General features: G+C 69.1%; 16 protein-coding genes. 11 read left to right on the plus strand and 5 right to left on the minus strand.

Features of this window, described 5'->3' with window-relative positions; genetic code table 11:
• Position 1 precedes the first annotated feature (1 nt).
• From imuA to J2Y70_RS00805, 5 genes are all read right to left on the minus strand, one after another.
• A complete protein-coding gene (gene imuA / locus J2Y70_RS00785; protein ID WP_309912296.1) occupies positions 2-637 on the minus strand; it encodes a translesion DNA synthesis-associated protein ImuA in 636 nt (211 codons plus the stop codon).
• Positions 637-1,245 carry a transcriptional repressor LexA gene (lexA, locus tag J2Y70_RS00790; protein ID WP_309912298.1) on the minus strand — a complete coding sequence of 203 codons (609 nt, stop codon included), beginning with the start codon at positions 1,243-1,245 and terminating at the stop codon, positions 637-639. The genes imuA and lexA overlap by 1 nt, the downstream gene beginning before the upstream one ends.
• 185 nt (positions 1,246-1,430) lie before the next feature.
• Positions 1,431-1,787: a helix-turn-helix transcriptional regulator gene (locus J2Y70_RS00795; RefSeq protein WP_309912300.1), complete on the minus strand. Its 357-nt coding sequence runs from the start codon at positions 1,785-1,787 to the stop codon at positions 1,431-1,433.
• Positions 1,784-2,125: a type II toxin-antitoxin system RelE/ParE family toxin gene (locus tag J2Y70_RS00800; protein WP_309912302.1), complete on the minus strand. Its 342-nt coding sequence runs from the start codon at positions 2,123-2,125 to the stop codon at positions 1,784-1,786. Before J2Y70_RS00800 ends, J2Y70_RS00795 begins: the two co-directional genes overlap by 4 nt.
• A gap of 65 nt (positions 2,126-2,190) precedes the next feature.
• Positions 2,191-3,426: a citrate synthase family protein gene (locus J2Y70_RS00805; protein WP_309912304.1), complete on the minus strand. Its 1,236-nt coding sequence runs from the start codon at positions 3,424-3,426 to the stop codon at positions 2,191-2,193.
• 119 nt (positions 3,427-3,545) lie between these two features.
• On the opposite strand from J2Y70_RS00805, the gene prpB reads away from it, so the two are divergent.
• From prpB to J2Y70_RS00860, 11 genes are all read left to right on the plus strand, one after another.
• A complete protein-coding gene (gene prpB, locus J2Y70_RS00810) occupies positions 3,546-4,433 on the plus strand; it encodes a methylisocitrate lyase (RefSeq protein ID WP_309912306.1) in 888 nt (295 codons plus the stop codon).
• 31 nt (positions 4,434-4,464) lie between these two features.
• Positions 4,465-5,067: a DUF1003 domain-containing protein gene (locus tag J2Y70_RS00815; RefSeq protein ID WP_309912308.1), complete on the plus strand. Its 603-nt coding sequence runs from the start codon at positions 4,465-4,467 to the stop codon at positions 5,065-5,067.
• Positions 5,068-5,110: 43 nt separating this feature from the next.
• Positions 5,111-6,277 carry a 2-methylcitrate synthase gene (gene prpC / locus J2Y70_RS00820; RefSeq protein WP_309912310.1) on the plus strand — a complete coding sequence of 389 codons (1,167 nt, stop codon included), beginning with the start codon at positions 5,111-5,113 and terminating at the stop codon, positions 6,275-6,277.
• Between the two features lie 215 nt (positions 6,278-6,492).
• Positions 6,493-9,105, plus strand: a complete 2,613-nt coding sequence (gene acnD, locus J2Y70_RS00825) for a Fe/S-dependent 2-methylisocitrate dehydratase AcnD (RefSeq protein WP_309912312.1) — start codon at positions 6,493-6,495, stop codon at positions 9,103-9,105.
• A gap of 89 nt (positions 9,106-9,194) precedes the next feature.
• Positions 9,195-9,449, plus strand: a complete 255-nt coding sequence (locus tag J2Y70_RS00830; RefSeq protein ID WP_309912314.1) for a type II toxin-antitoxin system ParD family antitoxin — start codon at positions 9,195-9,197, stop codon at positions 9,447-9,449.
• A gap of 126 nt (positions 9,450-9,575) precedes the next feature.
• Positions 9,576-10,037: an SRPBCC family protein gene (locus J2Y70_RS00835; RefSeq protein WP_309912316.1), complete on the plus strand. Its 462-nt coding sequence runs from the start codon at positions 9,576-9,578 to the stop codon at positions 10,035-10,037.
• Positions 10,038-10,040: 3 nt separating this feature from the next.
• Complete coding sequence (locus tag J2Y70_RS00840) at positions 10,041-10,598, plus strand: hypothetical protein (protein WP_309912318.1); 558 nt, start codon at positions 10,041-10,043, stop codon at positions 10,596-10,598.
• 43 nt (positions 10,599-10,641) lie between these two features.
• Complete coding sequence (prpF, locus tag J2Y70_RS00845) at positions 10,642-11,832, plus strand: 2-methylaconitate cis-trans isomerase PrpF (protein WP_309912320.1); 1,191 nt, start codon at positions 10,642-10,644, stop codon at positions 11,830-11,832.
• Positions 11,833-12,234: 402 nt separating this feature from the next.
• Positions 12,235-14,454 (plus strand): TonB-dependent receptor, encoded by a 2,220-nt coding sequence (locus tag J2Y70_RS00850; protein WP_309912322.1) that lies wholly within the window; start codon positions 12,235-12,237, stop codon positions 14,452-14,454.
• Positions 14,455-14,797: 343 nt separating this feature from the next.
• Complete coding sequence (locus tag J2Y70_RS00855) at positions 14,798-15,838, plus strand: nucleoside hydrolase (protein WP_309913204.1); 1,041 nt, start codon at positions 14,798-14,800, stop codon at positions 15,836-15,838.
• A 743-nt stretch (positions 15,839-16,581) separates the two neighbouring features.
• On the plus strand, positions 16,582-21,534 hold the full coding sequence (locus J2Y70_RS00860) for an alpha-2-macroglobulin (protein ID WP_309912324.1): 4,953 nt from the start codon (positions 16,582-16,584) through the stop codon (positions 21,532-21,534).
• Positions 21,535-21,665: the final 131 nt, after the last annotated feature.

The following is a 21,665-nucleotide window of genomic DNA, read 5'->3' on the forward strand; positions in this document are numbered from 1 at the left end:
CTCAAGCCGATGCCGCGGTGGGCGCGGCCAGCGCGGCCAGCGCGATGGCGCGCGCCGGCGGCATGCCGCCGCGGCACTTGAGCACGCGCAGCTGCGCCGGTGCGGCATCGATGGCGATGCGCAGCGCGGCCGGCGACGGATTGGCCGCGGCTTTCAGCGGCCGATAGGCGAAGCCCAGCGCGCGCCCGGTCTCGGCCGCCACCTGCAGCCGGCGCAGGGTCTTGTCGCTGGCCAGCGCCGGCCAGCACAGCACCGCCGCGCAACTGCCCGAGCGCAGGCATTGCTCGGCGGCCCAGGCCGCATCCGCGCCGGCGCGCACGATCTGCAGCTGCGGCAGCGCCACACCGGCTTGCTCCCAGGCGCCGGGGTAGGGCAGGTAGGGCGGATCGACCAGCACGATGCGGCCGCCGCCCTGCGACAGCCGCGCCAGCGTCGGCCACAGCACCTGCAGTTCGCCGATGCCGTCGGCGGCATGCAGCAGTTCGGTCAGCGCCATCTCCGGCCAGCCGCGCGCCGGCAGCACCGCATCCAGCGCGGCATGGCCGGTGGGCTGCGCGCTGGGCGGCAGCGCGGTCGGCTGGCCGCGCCAGACCCGGCGTTCGGCGAGCAGGCGGTCGAGGGCGACGACGGCGGCCATCAGCCTTGCCGGATCAGGCCGCAGTACTGCCCTTCGATGGCGAAGTCCTGCCCCGGCTGGACCACGATCGGCGCATAGGCCGGATTGCGCGGCAGCAGCTGGATGCGTTCGCCGTCGTGCCGGTAGCGCTTGATGGTGAGTTCGCCGTCCAGCCGCGCCACCACGATCTGGCCGTTGCGCGCCTCGGCGCTGCGGCGCACCCCGACCAGGTCGCCGTCGAGGATGCCGTCGTCGATCATCGAATCGCCCTGCACGCGCAGCAGGTAGTCCGGGCGCAGCGCGAACAGCGTGCGGTCCAGCCGCAACTGCTGGTCCAGGCCGATGTCGGCGCCGATCGGCGCACCGGCCGCGACCCGGCCCAGCACCGGCAACTGCATCAGCCCGCCGCGCGGCTGCGCCTGCGCCGGTCGCAGGCTGCGCGCCTGCTGCGGCACATGCTCGAGCAGGCCGGCCTCGACCAGCGCCTGCACGTGCTTGCGCGCGGCGTTGCGCGAGGCGAAGCCGAAGCGCTCGGCGATCTCGGCCAGGGACGGCGGCCGCCCGGCCTGCTCGGCGCAGTCGTGGACGTAGGCGAGGATGGCGGCGCGCTGGGGGGAAAGGGTGTTCATGGTGTACATTTGTACACCGTCGCAGACAATTTGGCGATGCGGCCTATTGAATGGGCCAGCTACCAGCTGATAGCCGTCATTGCTTTGCTATGGACGCATCCACTGCGCTGCGCCAGCCGACGGAATCCGGTCAAGCGCTGTGCAAGCGGCCGGCCGCCTGTGGACGCTACGGATTTCCTGCGTGGTCAGGTTCGTGCATCGGCCAATGCTTTGCGCTTTGCCGTCGCCGATTTCCTGCCGGGTTTTTTCGTCTGGGCAACGACCAGTCCGATCTGTATCTGATACCCCAGGGCCGTGGCGGCACGGCTCAGCGTATCCAGGGTCAGGCCGGTATCCGTTTCGTCCAGTACGCGATCCAGCTGCGAACGACTGGTGTTCATGCGCCGGGCCAATGCGGTCTTGGTGAGCTTGGCCGCCTTCATGGCTTCGGCGACCTGCCAGGCGATCACGCGCTTGGCCGCGATGGAAGCAGCTTCTTCGAGGATGCCCTCCTCGGCGAGGAAGTCGTCGAAGTTGGATCCGATATGGGCATTTGCACTCACTGCATCACCTCGTCTCTGCGCCGTTTGGCGGTTTCGAGATCGGACTTCGGGGTCTTGTCCGATTTTTTGACGATGCCATGCAACAGCACCATGTCCGATTTCACGATCGTGAAAAAAATCCGCGCAATGCCCTCGGGAATCGTGCTGCGCACTTCCCAGAGGCGATGGTCCATCTTGCGCACCAATGGCATGCCGAGGGGCCAGCCCAGTTGCACCGTCTTCATGTCGCCGCCGATGGTTCTCCTGGCCTCGGCCGAGACTTCTTCCCTTAGCCAGCTCCGCACCGGCTCAGCACCCGATGCAGAACGGTAGAAGCGCACTTCCAGTGTGGTCTCCATGCGCCATGGTGTACTTATTTATGTACATCCGCAAGCATGCTGCATGCATCCACGCAGGCGCCTGCTCAACCCGGCGCCACGCCATCGGGCATCACCCCGGCATAGCGCGCCCGCGGGCGGATCAGCTTGCCCAGTGCCTGCTGCTCCAGCGCGTGCGCCAGCCAGCCCGACAGCCTAGCGGCGGCGAACAGCACCAGGGCATGGGCGGCGGGCAGGTCGTGGATGAGGCAGATTGCCGCGAGCATGCCGTCGATGTTGGGTGCCTGGCCGCTGCAGTCCTGCGCCGCGGCCAGCACCGTTTCCACGTGCCGCATCTGGGGATGGTGGCCGCAGCGCTCGCGCAGCAGGCGCAGCACTTCGGCCGCGCGCGGGTCGCCGTCCGGGTAGAGGGCGTGGTGGAAGCCGGGCAGGTCGTCGCCGCGCTGCCAGCGTTCGGCGATGAAGGCGGCCGGGTCGGCGGCGTCCTGGGCGTCGCGCAGCAGGGCGTGGGCGCGGGCGGTGGCGCCGCCGTGGCGCGGGCCGGACAGGGCGGCCAGGCCGGCGCTGACGGTGGCGTGCAGCGGTGCGCCGGTGGAGGCGACCACGCGTGCGGCGAAGGCGGAGACGTTGAGTTCGTGGTCGGCGCACAGCACCAGGGTGGCGCGCACCAGCTCGGCGAAGCCGGCATCGCCCGGGCGCCAGCGGTCGGCGATCAGGCGGTGCACCGGGCGGGTGTCCGGCTCGGTGCCGACCAGCAGCGCGGCGTTCTGCCGCAGCAGGGTGGCGGCGATCTCGCGGCGCACGTTCGGCGCAGCGTTCAGCGGCTGGCGCAGTTCCAGCGCCAGCAGCGGGATGCAGGCCATGGCGCGCTCCAGCGGCGGCAGGGAGGTGTCGGCGGCCAGGGGCGCCACGCGCGCCGGCCAGGGCGCGGCAGCGGCGCTGGCGAACGGGTCTTCGTCCAGGCAATCCCACAGCAGCCGCGCGATGTCTTCCAGGCCGGCGCCCTCGCGTACCGCGGCCACTGCCGAGCGCCCGCGGTAGTAGGGGCTGTCGGGCCGGATCAGCGAGATGCGCGTCTCCAGTACCGGCAGGCCGCGGTCCAGGCTCTGCGCGGCGCCGCGCGCGGCACCGCGGCCGACACGCTTGCGCTGGGCCAGCCGCTCCACCTCCGTGCGCAGGTAGGCGCGGCTGCGGTGGTCGGCGCCGGCGCGGGAGCTGAGCAGGCCGCGGCTCACGTAGGCGTAGAGGGTGGCGCTGCTGATGCCGAGCAGGGCGCAAGCCTCGGCGGCGGAGATCAGGTTGCGGTCGGCGGCGGGAGGCATGGGGATCCGGCGATAGGTTGATTCATTGAATCAAGATTGATCGACCTGTCCGATGGTGCCAGATTGGCGACCATCGCGGAACGGCCGTGCGGGCCGCCGCCCTCGCTCAGGAGTTCGCCATGTCGCACGTTTCCGCCGGTGCCCGTTTCCGCGCCGCGCTGGCCGCCGAGTCGCCGTTGCAGGTGATCGGCGCGATCAACGCCAACCATGCATTGCTGGCGCAGCGCGCCGGCTACCGGGCGGTCTACCTGTCCGGCGGCGGCGTCGCCGCCGGGTCGCTGGGCCTGCCGGACCTGGGCATCAACACCCTGGACGACGTGCTGATCGACGTGCGCCGCATCACCGATGTCTGCGATCTGCCGTTGCTGGTGGACATCGACACCGGCTTCGGCCCGAGCGCGTTCAACATCGAGCGCACCATCAAGTCGCTGATCAAGGCCGGCGCGGCCGCCTGCCACATCGAGGACCAGGTCGGTGCCAAGCGCTGCGGCCACCGCCCCGGCAAGGAGATCGTGAGCCAGGGCGAGATGGCCGACCGGGTGAAGGCCGCGGCCGACGCCAAGACCGATGCCGATTTCTTCCTGATCGCACGCACCGACGCGATCCAGGTGGACGGGGTGGACGCGGCGATCGAGCGCGCCATCGCCTGCGTGGAGGCCGGCGCCGACGGCATCTTCGCCGAGGCCGCCTACGACCTGGACACCTACCGCCGTTTCGTCGAGGCGGTGAAGGTGCCGGTGCTGGCCAACATCACCGAGTTCGGCAAGACCCCGCTGTTCACCCGCGACGAACTGGCCTCGGCCGGGGTGGCGATCCAGCTGTTCCCGCTGTCGGCGTTCCGCGCCGCCAACAAGGCGGCCGAGGCGGTGTACGCCGCGATCCGCCGCGATGGCCACCAGCAGAACGTGGTGGACACGATGCAGACCCGCGAGGAGCTGTACGAACGCATCGGCTACCACGCCTTCGAACAGCGCCTGGACGCATTGTTCGCCGGCAAGGGCGCATGATCCACGCCGGTTCCCCTGCCTGAGCATGTCCATGAACACCCAAGTCGGCACCACGTCGCCACGCGGCCGCATCGACCGCCGCCAGACCGCGCGGCAGCTGCTGCAGACCGAGCTGGAGAAACTGCCCGACGCCGAGCGCGAGGTGGTGGAGCGCTTCATCGCCAAGCGCCATGTGGCGCGCGACATCGTCAAGCAGGCCGATCGCGACCGCACGCTCGGCGAGCGCATCGCCGACCGGGTCGCCGAGATCGGCGGCAGCTGGAGCTTCATCATCGGCTTCGGCCTGGTGCTGCTGGCGTGGATCGCGCTCAACAGCCTGGTGCTGGCGCACGCCTTCGATCCGTATCCCTACATCCTGCTCAACCTGTGCCTGTCGTGCCTGGCCGCGATCCAGGCGCCGGTGATCATGATGAGCCAGAACCGCCAGGCCGCGGTGGACCGCCTGCGCGCGCAGAACGACTACGAAGTGAACATCAAATCCGAGCTGGAGATCCTGCAGGTGCACGAGAAGCTCAACCAGCTGCGCGAGCAGGACTGGGCGACGCTGGTCGAACTGCAGAACCGCCAGATCGCCATGCTGCAGCAATTGCTCGAGCGCGCCGGCGGCCCGCCGCCGGTCGCCTCGGCGCACTGACCGCCGTGCATCCACACGGCCGCGACCATCCGGGAGATTCGCAATGAACGACAGCACCGCCCCGCAGACCGCCACGCCCTTCAAACCGAAGAAATCGGTGGCCCTGTCCGGCACCGCCGCCGGCAACACCGCGCTGTGCACGGTAGGCCGCAGCGGCAACGACCTGCACTACCGCGGCTACGACATCCTGGACCTGGCGCGCAGCAGCCAGTTCGAGGAGATCGCCTACCTGCTGGTGCACGGCAAGCTGCCCAGCAACAGCGAACTGCGCGGCTACAAGGCCAAGCTGCGCTCGCTGCGCGGGGTGCCGGCCGCGGTCAAGGCGGCGCTGGAACAGCTGCCGCCGTCGGCGCACCCGATGGACGTGATGCGCACCGGCGTGTCGGCGCTGGGCTGCGTGCAGCCGGAGAAGGACGACCACAACCATCCCGGCGCGCGCGACATCGCCGACAAGCTGATGGCCTCGCTGGGCTCGATGCTGCTGTACTGGTACCACTACAGCCACAACGGCAAGCGCATCGAGGTGGAGACCGACGACGATTCGATCGGCGGCCATTTCCTGCACCTGCTGCACGGCGCCAAGCCGCACGAGGAATGGGTGCAGGCGATGCACACCAGCCTGATCCTGTACGCCGAGCACGAGTTCAACGCGTCCACCTTCGCCTGCCGGGTCATCGCCGGCACCGGCAGCGACATGTACAGCGCCATCGCCGGCGGCATCGGCGCGCTGCGTGGGCCCAAGCACGGCGGCGCCAACGAGGTCGCATTCGAGGTGCAGAAGCGCTACGACACGCCCGACGAGGCGGAAGCCGACATCCGCGCGCGGGTCGAGCGCAAGGAAGTGATCATCGGCTTCGGCCACCCGGTGTACACGGTGTCCGATCCGCGCAACCAGGTGATCAAGGACGTGGCGCGCGAGCTGTCCGACGCACAGGGCAGCCGCAAGATGTACGACATCGCCGAGCGCCTGGAGTCGGTGATGTGGGAGATCAAGAAGATGTTCCCGAACCTGGATTGGTTCAGCGCGGTCAGCTACCACATGATGGGCGTGCCGACCGCGATGTTCACCCCGCTGTTCGTGATCGCGCGCACCGCCGGCTGGAGCGCGCACATCATCGAGCAGCGCATCGACGGCAAGATCATCCGCCCCAGCGCGAACTACACCGGGCCGGAGGATCAGGCCTTCGTGCCGATCGATCGGCGCAGCTGATCGCTCCCCTCTCCCGTCGGGAGAGGGGCCGGGGGTGAGGGTACGGGCGCAGCCTCATGTTGTTTGGTTGCACCAGGCTTCGTTCGGACCCTCATCCGCCCCATGTGGGATCGCATTTGCACGAGGCTTCGCCCGTACCCTCATCCGCCCCTTCGGGGCACCTTCTCCCGACGGGAGAAGGGTCAGTCTTCGCTTTATTTCTAGTGTAGCCAGCCATGAACAGCCACTACCGCAAACCTCTGCCCGGCACTTCGCTGGATTACTTCGACGCGCGCGCCGCGGTCGATGCGCTCCGGCCCGGTGCCTTTGCCGCGCTGCCCTACACCTCGCGCGTGTTCGCCGAGAACCTGGTGCGGCGCTGCGATCCGGCCACGCTGGACGCGTCGCTGACCCAACTGATCGAACGCCGCCGCGATCTGGATTTCCCGTGGTTCCCGGCGCGGGTGGTGTGCCACGACATCCTCGGCCAGACCGCGCTGGTGGATCTGGCCGGGCTGCGCGATGCGATCGCCGAGCGCGGCGGGGACCCGGCGCAGGTCAATCCGGTGGTGCCGACGCAGCTGATCGTCGACCATTCGCTGGCGGTGGAATTCGGCGGCTTCGATCGCGCCGCGTTCGCCAAGAACCGCGCGGTGGAAGACCGCCGCAACGCCGACCGCTTCCACTTCATCGACTGGACCAAGCGCGCGTTCGAGAACGTCGATGTGATCCCGCCAGGCAACGGGATCATGCACCAGATCAATCTGGAGAAGATGTCGCCGGTGGTGCAGGTGCGCGATGGCGTGGCGTTCCCCGATACCTGCGTGGGCACCGACAGCCACACCCCGCACGTGGATGCGCTGGGCGTGCTGGCGATCGGCGTCGGCGGGCTGGAAGCGGAGAGCGTGATGCTGGGCCGCGCGTCGTGGATGCGGCTGCCGGATATCGTCGGCGTGGCGCTGGGCGGGCGGCCGCAGCCGGGCATCACCGCCACCGACGTGGTGCTGGCGCTGACCGAATTTCTGCGCGCGCAGAAAGTGGTCGGCGCCTACCTGGAGTTCCACGGCGAAGGCGCCGCCGCGCTGACCCTGGGCGACCGCGCCACGATCTCCAACATGACCCCGGAGTTCGGCGCCACCGCGGCGATGTTCGCGATCGACCGCCAGACCATCGACTACCTGCGCCTGACCGGCCGCGACGACGCGCAGGTCGCGCTGGTGGAAACCTATGCCAAGGCCGCCGGGCTGTGGGCCGACGACCTGGCCGCGGCGCAGTACGAACGCGTGCTGCAGTTCGACCTGTCCAGCGTGACCCGCAACATGGCCGGCCCGTCCAATCCGCACAAGCGCGTGGCCACCAGCGAACTGGCCGCGCGCGGCATCGCCGACGAGGCCAAGCTGGCATCCGGCAAGGCCGAACAGGCGCAGGGGCTGATGCCCGACGGCGCGGTGATCATCGCCGCGATCACCAGCTGCACCAACACCAGCAATCCGCGCAACGTGATCGCCGCCGGTTTGCTGGCGCGCAACGCCAATGCGCGCGGGCTGGTGCGCAAGCCGTGGGTCAAGACCTCGCTGGCGCCGGGGTCCAAGGCGGTGCAGCTGTATCTGGAAGCGTCCGGACTGCTGCCGGAGCTGGAGCAGCTCGGCTTCGGCATCGTCGGTTTCGCCTGCACCACCTGCAACGGCATGAGCGGCGCATTGGATCCGGCGATCCAGCAGGAAGTGATCGAACGCGACCTGTACGCCACCGCGGTGCTGTCGGGCAATCGCAATTTCGACGGCCGCATCCATCCCTACGCCAAGCAGGCGTTCCTGGCCTCGCCGCCGCTGGTGGTGGCCTACGCCATCGCCGGCACCATCCGCTTCGACATCGAGAAGGACGTGCTCGGCGTGGACAAGGACGGCCAGCCGGTGACGCTGAAGGACCTGTGGCCCAGCGACGCGGAAATCGACGCGATCGTCGCCGCCAGCGTCAAGCCCGAGCAGTTCCGCCAGGTCTACGAGCCGATGTTCGCGCGCAGCGGGCTGGCCGCCGCGCACGTGGCCTCGCTGTACGCGTGGCGCCCGCAAAGCACCTATATCCGCCGTCCGCCGTATTGGGAAGGCGCCCTGGCCGGCGAGCGCACGCTGCGCGGCATGCGCGCGCTGGCCGTGCTCGGCGACAACATCACCACCGACCACCTGTCGCCGTCCAACGCGATCCTGGCCGACAGCGCCGCCGGCGAATACCTGACGCGGATGGGCGTGCCGGAAGAGGACTTCAATTCCTACGCCACCCACCGCGGTGACCACCTCACCGCGCAGCGCGCCACCTTCGCCAATCCGCAACTGCTCAACGAAATGGCCGTGGTCGATGGCCAGCCGCAGCGCGGTTCGCTGACCCGGCTGGAGCCGGAAGGGCAGGTGGTGCGCATGTGGGAGGCGATCGAGACCTACATGGCGCGCAAGCAGCCGCTGCTGATCGTCGCCGGCGCCGACTACGGGCAGGGCTCCTCGCGCGACTGGGCGGCCAAGGGCGTGCGCCTGGCCGGGGTCGAGGCGATCGTGGCCGAGGGCTTCGAGCGCATCCACCGCACCAACCTGGTCGGCATGGGCGTGCTGCCGCTGGAGTTCCAGCCCGGCACCACGCGCACGACCCTGGGCATCGACGGCAGCGAGGTGTTCGACGTGCTCGGCGCGCGCACGCCGGGCGCCACGCTGACCCTGGCCATCGCCCGCCGCGATGGCACGCGCCTCGACGTGCCGGTGACCTGCCGCCTGGACACCGCCGAGGAACTGGCGATCTACGAAGCCGGCGGCGTGCTGCAGCGCTTCGCGCAGGATTTCCTGGAGGCGTCCGCCGCCTGATCCGGCGGCATTCTCGAAAGGAACTGCCCATGGCTTGCGCCTGCGGGCTGGCGATGCAGAATCCGGCAATCTTGCCGTTGGGAGTGCATATGGCGACCAAGAACATCTCCTCGCCCGATGAACGCAAGCCGTTCGTCGACCAGCCGCTGGCCGAACACGCTTGCGATTCAAGCGGTGAGTCCGTGCCCGGGTCGATCCACGGGCAGCGCGACGCGGAAGAACTCCGTGGCGCGCTGCTGAAGGGAGCCGATTCCGGCCCGGCCACGGCGCTGGAACCGGATTTCTTCGACATGATGCGCAAGCGGGCTAGGGATCGGGCCTTTCGCGGCAGCCAGCCTGCATGAACCCCGCAGCATGCTGCAGCGTTTCGAGCAGGATCTCCTGGCAGTGTCGAAACCGGCCCGCCCCATTCGTCGGTGTCATGAGCGCGTGCCATCCTGCGCGCGCCGTCCACCAATGAGGAAGCCACCATGAGCAACGGCAATCCCGGTACCGTCCGCCTGCATCGCGTCCTGCGCGCGCCGGCCGAGCGCATCTATCGCGCCTTCCTGGAGCCGGCGGCGCTGGCCAAATGGCTGCCGCCGCATGGCTTCGTCGCCACCGTGCATGCGCTGGATGCGCGCGTGGGCGGCAGTTTCAGAATCTCCTTCACCAATCTGGGCAGCGGCACCAGCCAATCCTTCGGCGGCACCTATCTGGAGCTGGTGCCGGGCGCGTTGATCCGCCACACCGACACGTTCGACAACCCGGACCTGCCCGGCGAGATGATGGTGACGGTCAAGCTGCGCACGGTGGCCTGCGGCACCGAACTGGACATCGTCCAGGACGGCATCCCCGCACAGATCCCGGTGGAGTTCTGCTACCTCGGCTGGCAGGAGTCGCTGGCGCTGCTGGCGCTGCTGGTCGAGCCCGAGATTCCCGATGGGGCCTGAACGATGAGCGAGGGCTTGATCGTCATGGCGCGCCCGCCGGCGCAGGTGCGCCATGACATCGGGGTGCGACTGGATGCGCTTGCGCTCGATGCGGAGGACGCGCACGTGCTGGTAGCGCCGGCGAACTGGCATCAATCGCTGTCCGACAAGCACTCGATGGCATGCCGCGAGAACCTGATGCGCGCCTGCGAGGGGCTGGTCGCATCCAGCGTCAGCCTGGCGTTCGACCGGATAGTCAGCGGCGACGAACCGGCGAATTCGATCCACTGGACATTGAAGGGCCGGGCCGAAAAGCCACCGGCATTTGCCGATTTGCTCGACGCCGTGAAGCACCGGCTGAATGCCGAAGGCATCGCTGATCGCCTGGGCCACACCGCACATGTCACCTTGAGTTATTTCGCCAGGCGTCGGCTCGATCAAGAACGCAAGATGGTCCGGATCGCACCGATCGCCTGGACCGTCGACCGGATCGAACTGGTCGCGGCCGGCGGCAAACCCTATGGTTACCGCACCCTGATGCAGTGGCCGCTGTTGCCGCCGCGCCAGGCCGAGCTGTTCTAGCGTCTTGTTCGCTTCCACCCCGCCTCCACAGATCGGTGTCCTGATGTCCCATGTTCCCCAGCTCCGCATTTCCGCCACCTACATGCGCGGCGGCACGTCCAAAGGCGTGTTCTTCCGGCTCGCGGATCTGCCCGCCGCCGCGCAGGCGCCCGGCGCGGCGCGCGACGCGCTGCTGCTGCGGGTGATCGGCAGTCCCGATCCGTATGCCAAGCAGATCGACGGCATGGGCGGGGCGACGTCCAGCACCAGCAAGGCGGTGATCGTGGCGCCGAGCACGCGCGCGGACCACGACGTGGACTACCTGTTCGGGCAGGTGGCGATCGACCGTCCGTTCGTGGACTGGAGCGGCAACTGCGGCAACCTCTCGGCGGCGGTGGGGCCGTTCGCGATCGCCGCCGGCCTGGTCGACGCCGCGCGCCTTCCGCACGACGGCCTGGCCACGGTGCGGATCTGGCAGGCCAACATCGGCAAGACCATCGTCGCGCGGGTGCCGATGGCCGGCGGCGCGGTGCAGGAAAGCGGCGATTTCGAACTGGACGGGGTGACCTTTCCCGCGGCCGAGATCCAGCTCGACTTCCTGGATCCGGCCGCCGACGAAGAGGGCGCGGACGGCGCGATGTTTCCGACTGGCAACCTGGTCGATACGTTGGACGTGCCGGGGGTCGGCCGCTTCCAGGCGACCCTGATCAACGCCGGCATCCCGACCATCTTTCTCGAGGCGCAGGCGCTGGGCTACCGCGGCACCGAACTGCAGGACGCGATCAATGGCGATGCGCATGCGCTGGCCAGGTTCGAGACCATCCGCGCGCATGGCGCGTTGCGCATGGGCCTGATCGCATCGCTGGAACAGGCGGTGACGCGCCAGCACACACCCAAGGTCGCCTTCGTCGCGCCGCCGGCCGACTACATCGCCTCCAGCGGCAAGCCGGTCGCCGCCGCCGACATCGACCTGCTGGTGCGCGCGATGTCGATGGGCAAGCTGCACCACGCGATGATGGGCACCGCGGCGGTGGCGATCGGCACCGCCGCGGCGATCCCCGGCACGCTGGTGAACCGCGCGGCCGGCGGCGGCGTACGCCAGGCGGTGCGCTTCGGCCACCCGTCGGGCACGCTGCGGGTCGGCGCCGAGGCGCAGCAGGTGGACGGCCAGTGGACCGTCGCCAAGGCGATCATGAGCCGCAGCGCGCGGGTGCTGATGGAAGGTTGGGTGCGGGTGCCGGGCGACATCGGCTGAGCCGGTGGCCCGCCTGCTGCGCGGTGGCGCCGCCAATCCGATCCTGCTCTTTGTAGGAGCGGCTTCAGCCGCGACCGCACTTCGCGTGTAGAGCGGTCGCGGCTGAAGCCGCCCCCGCAGGGGAGCGGGCGTGGCGCAGCGGTGCGATGCCACTTGACCGAAATAACGGTGGCGCTGGAGGAATGGAGTCCGGAACGCGATTTCAGAGTGGCCGGGAGCCGACGAGCTTCCATGAGCAGCGCCCAAGAGCGGCACGTGTGGTAGCCGCTGCGCGATCAGCCTTAACGCGTTCAAGTGACCGGGCCATGCAAAGCATGTGTATTTTGTGTTAATTATGCTGCAGCGCGACATCGGTTGTCGGCGACGCGCACCCGCTCTTGCCCATTCCACTCCGGAGTTCCCATGTCCGCCAGTTGGTCGCTGCGCACCAGCGCACTTGCCGTAGCCGTCGTTTCCGCCCTCTCGTTCTCCGCCGCCGCCCAGCAGGCGGACGCCACGGACGGGATCGCCCGCCTGGATGCGGTCAAGGTCACCGCCGAACGGCGTTCGGAGGATTCCAAGGACGTGCCGATCTCGGCCAGCGTGCTGCGCCCGGAATACCTGGACGCGATCGCCACCAGCGGCTCGGACGTGCGCGTGCTGGCCGGCAAGGCGCCCAGCCTCAATGTCGAATCCTCCAACGGCCGCGTGTTCCCGCGCTTCTACATCCGCGGCTACGGCAATACCGACTTCAACACCTACGCCTCGCAGCCGGTGTCGCTGATCTATGACGACGTGGTGGCCGAGAACGCGTTCCTGAAGGGCTTCCCGATCTTCGACCTGGAAGGCCTGGAAGTGCTGCGCGGCCCGCAGGGCACGCTGTTCGGCCGCAACACGCCGGCCGGCGTGGTCAAGTTCAACTCGGTCAAGCCGACCATCGGCGGCAACGACGGCTACGCCAGTCTGTCCTATGGCACCTACGGCACCATGACCATGGAAACCGGGGTGAGCATCGCCATGGGCGACAAGTGGGCCGCGCGCGTGTCGGCGCTGGGCCAGCGCCGCGACGACTGGGTCGACAACACCGTCGACGACCGTTCGTTCGAGGGCTATACCGACTCGGCGGTGCGGGTGCAGCTGCTGTTCCAGCCGGGCGAGGATTTCAGTGCGCTGTTCAACGCGCATGCGCGCCACCTCGACGGCACCGCGCGGCTGTTCCGCGCCAACATCTTCCGGCCGGGCAGCAACCAGCTGGTCGCCGGTTTCGATCCGGACAAGGTCTCCATCGACGGCGCCAACACCCAGGAACTGCAGACCTACGGCGGCAGCGCCAACCTGACCTGGGACCTGGGCGACATCGTGCTGCACTCGATCACCGGCTACGAAGGCATCGGCAAGTACTACAGCCGCGGCGACATCGACGGCGGCTACGGCGCGGTGTTCGCGCCGCCGTCCGGCCCCGGCGTGATCGCGTTCCCGGTGGAAACCGCCGGCGGCATCAAGAATCTGGACCAGTACTCGCAGGAGCTGCGCGCCGAGTCGCAGTACGCCGGCCCGCTCAACTGGCAGGCCGGCTTGTACTACTTCCACGATTCGGTGGAAGGCGAAAACTACACCTACGACACCTTCGGCGGCGGCGACCTGGCCAGCTACCAGCTGACCCGCCAGCGCAACACCTCGTGGGCGGCGTTCGGCTCGCTGAACTACGCCGCCACCGATCGCCTGAACCTGCGCGCCGGCATCCGCTACACCTACGACAAGAAGACCTTCGACGTGCTGGCGCTGGACCGCGTCACCCTGCTCGAGCCATCCACCGGCAGCACCGACAACTCCAAGGTCACCGGCGACCTCAGCGCGACCTTCGCCATCAACGACGCCGTCAACGTCTACGCCCGTGCCGCGCGCGGCTTCCGCGGCGCCAGCTTCGGCGTGCCGTCGGCGACCGCGCCGCTGACCGTGGCCGAGCCGGAGACCGTGGACTCCTACGAGATCGGCATCAAGTCCGACCTGTTCGACAAGCGCGCGCGCATCAGCTTCGACATCTACGACTTCCGGGTGAAGAACCAGCAGCTGACCGCGGTCGGCGGCGCCTCCAACGACGTGCGCCTGCTCAACGCCAACACCTCCAAGGCGCGCGGCGCGGAGTTCGACTTCGAAGCGTTGCTGACCCAGAACCTGCGCTTCACCCTCGGCGGCGCCTACAACTGGACCCGCATCGAGGATCCGACCCTGTCGGTCGGCGTGTGCCGCACCTGCACCGTGACCGATCCGCTCAACGCCGCCGGCAACGCCATCATCGACGGCAACGTGCTGCCGCAGGCCGCCAAGTGGATGGGCAACGCCACGCTGCGCTACGGCATCCCGGTCGGCGACGACGCCGAGTTCTTCTTCTACACCGACTGGTCCTACCGCAGCGAGATCAACTTCTTCCTGTACGACTCGCGCGAGTTCGTCGGCCAGCCGCTGCTCGAGGGCGGCGCCAAGATCGGCTACAACTGGGGTGCCGGCGCGTACGAGGTGTCGGTGTTCTGCCGCAACTGCACCAACCAGATCCGCGCCACCGGTGCGATCGACTTCAACAACCTCACTGGCTTCATCAACGATCCGCGCATCGTCGGTGCGCAGTTCCGCGCCAATTTCTGATCGGCGCGGCGCAACCGGTAGCGCAGAGCGCAAACCGATATACGTAGTGCAAGCCGCCGGCCATGTGCCGGCGGTTTGTTTTGCGTCACTCGGCCTGACTCCCCGACCAAGGCGAAGCCCATCGCGATCTCGTAGCTGACCACCTGCGCGGCGGGGCGCGTCGCGCCCAGGAGGCATGTCGCGTCAGCCGCGTCACCACGCACCGGTCAGGGCGGCAGGAAGTGCCGGTCGCCTCACGCCGTGGTCGGGAGCATGCCAGCGCCTCACGGCGCATGCATGCGCCGTAGGCCGGCGTCCCGCAGCCGGTATGCTGATACCGCCCTGGCCGATGCTCCTGCCCATGATCCGTTGCCGACTCCGTTCCGCCATCCTTTCGTTGGCCGTGGCCTTGTTGCCGCTGCCGCTGCCGCTGCCGTTGCTCGCCGCCGTACCAACGCCGCAACCGGTGGTCGTCTCCACCGACATCGGTGACGACATCGACGATGCGTTCGCGCTGGCGCTGCTGCTGCGCAGCCCGGAACTGGACGTGCTCGGCATCGCCACCGCCTGGGGCGATACGCAACTGCGCACGCAGTTGCTGCAGCGGCTGTTGCGGCAGGCCGGACGCGGCGAGATCCCACTGGCGATCGGCCATGCCACGACCAGCACGATTCCCTTCAGCCAGGCGCGCTGGGCGGCGCAAGGCACGCTGCCGCGCAAAGCGCCGGACGCCGCCGACTTCATCCTGGCGCAAGCGCGGCGGCATCCCGGGCAGGTCACGCTGCTGGTGCTCGGCCCGTTGACCGACGCGGCGCGCGCGCTCGAGCGCGATCCGCAGGGGTTCGCCCAGCTCAGGCAGGTGGTGCTGATGGGCGGCTCGGTGCGCGCGGGGTACGGCAAGTCGCGCTACCGGCCGCCGAGCGCGCCGGCGCCGGAGTACAACATCGTCTCGGACATCGCGGCCGCGCAGCGCGTGTTCGCCGCCGGCGTGCCGATCGTGATGCTGCCGCTGGACGCGACCCAGGTGACCCTGGAGGAACCGGAGCGGGTGGCGCTGTTCGCCCATGGCGACCCGCTGACCGACGCGCTGGCGCAGCTGTACTACCAGTGGCGCGACACCGACCAGCCCTGGGCTAGCGCGACCCCGACCCTGTTCGACGTGGTGCCGGTGGCGTGGCTGCTCGATCCAGGCCTGTGCCCGACCGTGCCGCTGCGCATCGCCATCGACGATAAGGGCTACACCCGCGAGGTGCCGCCCGGCGCAAGCGGGACGGCTGGCGCTGCGGCCGGCGGCGACTCGGCGGCTGGCAGTCATGCGCCGCCAGCCGCCGCCAATGCACAGGTCTGCCTGGCGCTGGACAGGCCGCGGCTGATAGCGCTGTACATGCAGCGCCTGTTGAGCTGAAGCGTCTCGGCGAGCGCGCTGCACTCCGTTCGTCGCGGCTGAAGCCGCTCCTACAGGGGCTTGCGGGCATCCAACCGGGTGCACTGTAGGAGCGGCTTCAGCCGCGACCTGTCGCTGAAACGGTCGTGGTCCAGGCTTTCGCTCGTCGCGACTGAAGTCGCTCCCACAGGGGGCTTGCTGCCATCCAGTCGGGTGCATTGCAGGAGGGGGTCCAGCCCCGACCGATCATCGGAACGGTTGTGCTCCAGGCTTCGTTCGTCGCGGCTGAAGCCGCTCCTACAAGGATTTGCGGCCAATCGGATGCACTGTAGGAGCGGCTTCAGCCGCGACCTATCGCTGAAATGGTCGAGGCCCAGGCGTTCGCTCGTCGCGACTGAAGTCGCTCCCACAGGGAGGCTTCCCGACGTTGCCGGCGAGTACTTTGTGGGAGGGACTTCAGTCCCGACTGCATCCAGTTGAGCGAGCCTGTCGCTGCGCTGAGTGCTTCCGACGCTGCTCCCGCGGCGATGCCGGTGCTGACGCGATGCCGGTAAACCAAGGCGAGGCGAGCGGATGCGCCGACGCCAATGCCCCCGATCCCGGCGCGCCGGAACCACCTCCGCCATGGCCACGGCCGCCGCTTTCCACGCCGTCCCCGCACCCCCGACCGGGCGCCGGCCAGCGCCGCGTCCCCAATCTCCACGCTGACCCTCCGGCCGCCGCGCCGGCGTTCTATACTCGCGCCACTTTCACGGAGCGAACGCATGCATACGGATTCGAAGCGGCAGTGGAGCCTCCTGCGCGCTGGGCTGTTGAGCACCTTCCTGCTGCTGGGCCTGACGTTGGCATTGGGCGGCTGCAAGCGCAACGAATCCGGGCAGCTACCCGACGCCAGCGGCGAGCCGGTCAAGGGCCAGAAGGAAGCGATGAAAGGCTTCGGCCTAGTCCGCGCCTTCCCCGACCAGACCGGTGACGGCCTGTCGCTGGCGCTGGAGTTCTCGCGGCCGCTGGTCGGCACCCAGGACTTCGACAAGCTGCTGCGCTTCGAGGAAAAGGTCGGCACCGACGACAGCGCCTGGTCGCTGTCCGACGACGGCAAGATCCTGCGCTATCCGTACGTGGAGGCGGCCAAGGACTACACCGTGCTGATCTCCGGCGACCTGCTCGCCGCCGACGGCAGCCGCCTGGGCAAGCCGCTCAAGCAGAAGGTCTATACCGGCGAACTGGAGCCGGCGGTCGGCTTCGCTTCGCAGGGCAGCGTGCTGCCGGCGCGCGAGAGCCGCGGCCTGCCGGTGGTCTCGCTCAACGTCCCGGAAGTGGACGTTGAGTTCATGCGGGTCAAGGAAGGCTCGCTGCCGGCGTTCTTCGCCCAGTACCAGCGCGGCGGCCGCCGCGGCAGCTGGGAGATGGACAGCGAGTACGGCGACCACACCCCGATTTCGCAGCTGGCCGAGTCGGTCTACGTCAACCGCTTCGTGCTCGGCGGCGACAAGAACGAGCGCGCGCTGACCTATCTGCCGATCCAGGAAATCAAGGAACTGCAGGAACCCGGTCTGTACTTCGCGGTGATGAAGCGCCCGGGCCGGTTCGAGAACGAATACGACACCGCGTTCTTCACCGTCAGCGACATCGGCCTGCACGCGCGCGCCTACAAGGACAAGCTGTTCGTGCACACCGCCTCGCTGCAGAGCGGCGAGCCGTTGAAGAAAGTGGAACTGCGCATCCTCGACGCCCAGGGCGAGCTGTTCCTGAAAGGCGAGACCGACGCCAACGGCAACGCGCTGCTGAACTACACGCTCGATGCTGGCCAAGTGCTGGTGGCGCGTAGCGGCACCGACCTGTCGATGCTGCCGTTCAACCAGCCGGCGCTAGACCTGAGCGAATTCGCCGTGGCCGGGCGCGAGAACGCCTGGTTCGACGTGTTCGCCTGGTCCGGCCGCGACCTGTACCGCCCCGGCGAGACGGTGCGCGTGTCGGCGCTGCTGCGCGACAACGACGGCAAGCCGGTGGCCACCAGCGGCAAGGGCGCGCAGCCGGTGTTCCTGCGCTTGAAGCAGCCCGACGGCAAGATCTTCCGCGAGACCCGTCTGCAGCCGGGCGAGCAGGGCTATTTCAGCTTCGAGCAGCTGATTCCCGCCGATGCCCCGACCGGGCGCTGGCAGGTGGAATTCCGCACCGACCCGGCCAGCAAGGAAGCGGTGCAGGGCATGACCCTGCGCATCGAGGAGTTCCTGCCCGAGCGCATGAAGCTGGACCTGGACAGCGCGCAGAAGACGCTCAAGCCGGGCGAGCCGTTCAAGCTGCAGGCCACCGCCGCCTATCTGTACGGCGCACCGGCCGACGGCAACCGCTTCACCGCCAAGCTGGCGGTGGCGGTCGAGCAGCATCCGGTGGAAGCGCTGCCGGGCTATTTCTTCGGCGACCCGACGCTGCAGCTGCCGCGTGAAGCCAAGGATGTGATCGACACCGAGTTCGGCGCCGACGGCAAGATCGCCGAGGACCTAGTACTGCCGGACGAGGCCAAGCCGACCAGCACCATCGCCGCGCTGGTCTCGGCCAGCGTCTACGAGACCGGCGGCCGCACCGTCACCCGCACGCTCAAGCGCGTGCTGTGGCCGGCGCCGGCGCTGGTCGGCGTGCGCCCGCTGTTCGACGACACCGACGGTGCCGACGCCAACGCCAACGCGCGCTTCGAGCTGATGCGGGTCGACGCGCAGGGCAAGCCGCAGCCGGCCAAGGGGCTGAAGGTGACCCTGGTGCGCGAGCTGCGCGACTACCACTGGGCGTTCGCCGACAACCGCTGGGACTACGACTTCACCCGCCGCTTCGAGAACAAGCAGACCATCGCCCTCGATGCCGGCAACGGCGCGGTCAAGTTCGACTTCCCGGTGGAGTGGGGCGAGTACCGCGTGGACGTGTTCGATCCGTCCACCGGCCTGACCACGCGCTATCCGTTCCGCGCCGGCTGGAGCTGGAACGACGAGAACCGCGGCCTGGACGCGCGTCCGGACAAGGTCAAGCTGGCGCTGGACAAGACCGGCTACAAGGCCGGCGACACGCTCAAGGTCACCCTGACCCCGCCGCATGCCGGTCCCGGCGTGCTGATGGTCGAGAGCGACAAGATGCTGTACGTGCAGGACATCGACGTGAAGCCGGGCAGCAGCTTCGAGATCCCGGTGACCAAGGACTGGGAGCGCCACGACGTCTACGTCACCGCGCTGGTGTTCCGCGGCGGTTCGGCGCCGAGCAAGATCACCCCGGCGCGTGCGGTCGGCGTGGCCTTCGTGCCGATGGAACGCAAGACCCGGCGCGTGGCGGTGGGCCTGGTCGCGCCCAAGCAGATGCGTCCGGAGCAGCCGCTGCCGGTGACGGTGAGCGTGCCGGAACTGGCCGGCAAGCAGGCGCACGTGACCATCTCCGCGGTCGACGTGGGCATCCTCAACATCACCCGTTTCCCCGTGCCCGATGCCAACGCGCAGTTCTTCGCGCAGCGGCGCCTCGGGGTGGATGCGTACGACATCTACGGCCGCGTGATCGAGAGCTTCGAAGGCGGCAGCGGCAAGCTGCGCTTCGGCGGCGACATGGCGTTGGCGGCGTTGCCGCAGGCCAAGCGGCCGACCGCGCGGGTGCAGACCGTGGACCTGTTCTCCGGCTCGGTGAAGCTCGACGCCAAGGGCAACGCGCGGGTGCAGCTGCCGGTGCCGGACTTCAACGGCACGCTGCGCGTGTCGGCGCTGGTGTATTCGGACGAGCGCTACGGCAACCGCGACGTGGAGACGCTGGTGCGCGCGCCGATCGTGGCCGAGGCCAGCATGCCGCGGGTGATGGCGCCGGGCGACCGCAGCACGGTCACCCTGGACGTGCAGAACTTCACCGGGCAAGCGGGCGAGTTCAAGGTGCAGGTGGATGGCGAAGGCCCGCTGGCGATCGCCGAGAACGCGCGCAGCGCCAAGCTCGGCAAGGACGGCAAGGCCACCCTCAGCTTCCCGCTGGTGGCGCAGGAGGGCTACACCGTGGCCAAGGTGCGGGTGCGGGTGAACGGCAATGGCTTCAGCGTCGACCGCCGCTACGACCTGCCGGTGCGCGCGGCGTGGCCGTCGGTGCTGCGTGCGCAGACCCGCGTGCTGGACACGTCCGCTACCGGCGGGCTGGCGCCGGTGACGCTGGGCATGGGCGATGCCGAGGGGCTGATGGCCGGCTCGGTCAACGCGCGCATGCTGGTCAGCGCGTTGCCGCCGATCCCGTTCGCCAGCGCGCTGCAGGGCGCGCTGGAGTACCCGTACGGTTGCGCCGAGCAGACCACCAGCAAGGGCTACGCCGCGCTGCTGCTCGACGACGCCACCGCCAGGCTGCTCGGCGCCAAGGGCCTGGATGCGGCCAAGCGCCGCGAGCGCATGGAAGGCGCGTTCGGGCGGCTGGCCTCGATGCAGATCTCCAGCGGCCACTTCTCGATGTGGGGCGACGATGGCTACGTCAATCCTGGCCTGACCCCGTACATCGCCGAGTTCCTGCTCGACGCCAAGGACGCCGGCTTCGCGGTGCCCGACAACGTGCTGCAGAAGGCGTTGAACCGGCTCAGCGAGGACCTGCTGTCGGGCGGCAACAACTTCTACGGCCAGGACCGCCGCGAGAACCTGAAGTTCGCCAACCAGGCCTGGTCCGGCTACGTGCTGGCGCGGGTCAACCGCGCGCCGCTGGGCACGTTGCGCGCGCTGTACGACAACGATCGCGGCAAGGCGCTGACCGGCCTGTCGCTGGTGCACCTGGGCGTGGCGCTGTCGCTGCAGGGCGACAAGAAGCGGGGCGAGGCGGCGATCGCCGCCGGCTTCGCCAAGGACAGCGCCGACCGTCCGCGCTACTTCGGCGACTACGGTAGCGTGATCCGCGACGACGCGCTGATGATCGCGCTGCTGCACGAGCGCGGCCTGGCCAAGCCCGAGTACGACGCGCGGGCGGTGGCGCTGGGCCGTGAGATCGACGCGCGCCGCCGCGGCGGCTGGCTGTGGCTGAGCACCCAGGAGCAGGTGGCGCTGGCGCGGATGGGCAAGGCGCTGCTGGCCAACCAGAGCAAGCTGGTGTCCGGGCAGCTGACCATCGGCGACGACAGCGAAGCGATCGGTGCGGCCAAGGCGTTCGGCCGCCAGTTCGGCGAGGCCGAGCTGGCGCGCGGGGTCAGCTTCGTGCCGCAGGGCGAGGCGCCGCTGTACGCCAGCCTGGAAATCGCCGGCGTCCCGCGCACCGCGCCGGAGGTGGACGAGAGCACGCTGAAGGTGGAGCGCGAGTGGTACGGCACCGACGGCAAGCCGTGGACGCCGCGGCCGCTGAAGGAAGGCGAGGCGCTGATCGTGCGCGTCACCGTCACCTCCAACGTGAGCATGCCCGACGCGTTGCTGACCGACCTGCTGCCGGCCGGCCTGGAGATCGAGAACTTCAACCTGGGCGACGCCAAGCAGTGGGCCGACGTGGTGGTGGACGGCATCGAGATCAGCGACCGTTCCGAAGCCGCCGAGGTCAAGCACGAGGAGTTCCGCGACGACCGCTACGTGGCCGCGCTGAGCCTGTCCTCGGGCAGCAAGGCGCAGGTGTTCTACCTGGTGCGCGCGGTGACCCCGGGCACCTACACGGTGCCGCCGCCGCTGGTCGAGGACATGTACCGTCCCGACCTGCGCGGGGTGGGGCGCAGCAGCCCCGGCACGATCAACGTCGTGCAGCCCTGAGCGGGGCGCAGCCGGATGTCCGCATTAGCGGACGCCCGGCTGCACGATGCAGCGGTGACGCGATAGGGCCCTGGTGGCCCTATCTTCGTTTCTGGGTGCGGCGCTGCCGGCTGCCGGCTGCAGGTGTCGGC

The organism is Xanthomonas sp. 1678 (assembly GCF_031455575.1).
Taxonomy (GTDB): Bacteria; Pseudomonadota; Gammaproteobacteria; order Xanthomonadales; family Xanthomonadaceae; genus Xanthomonas_A.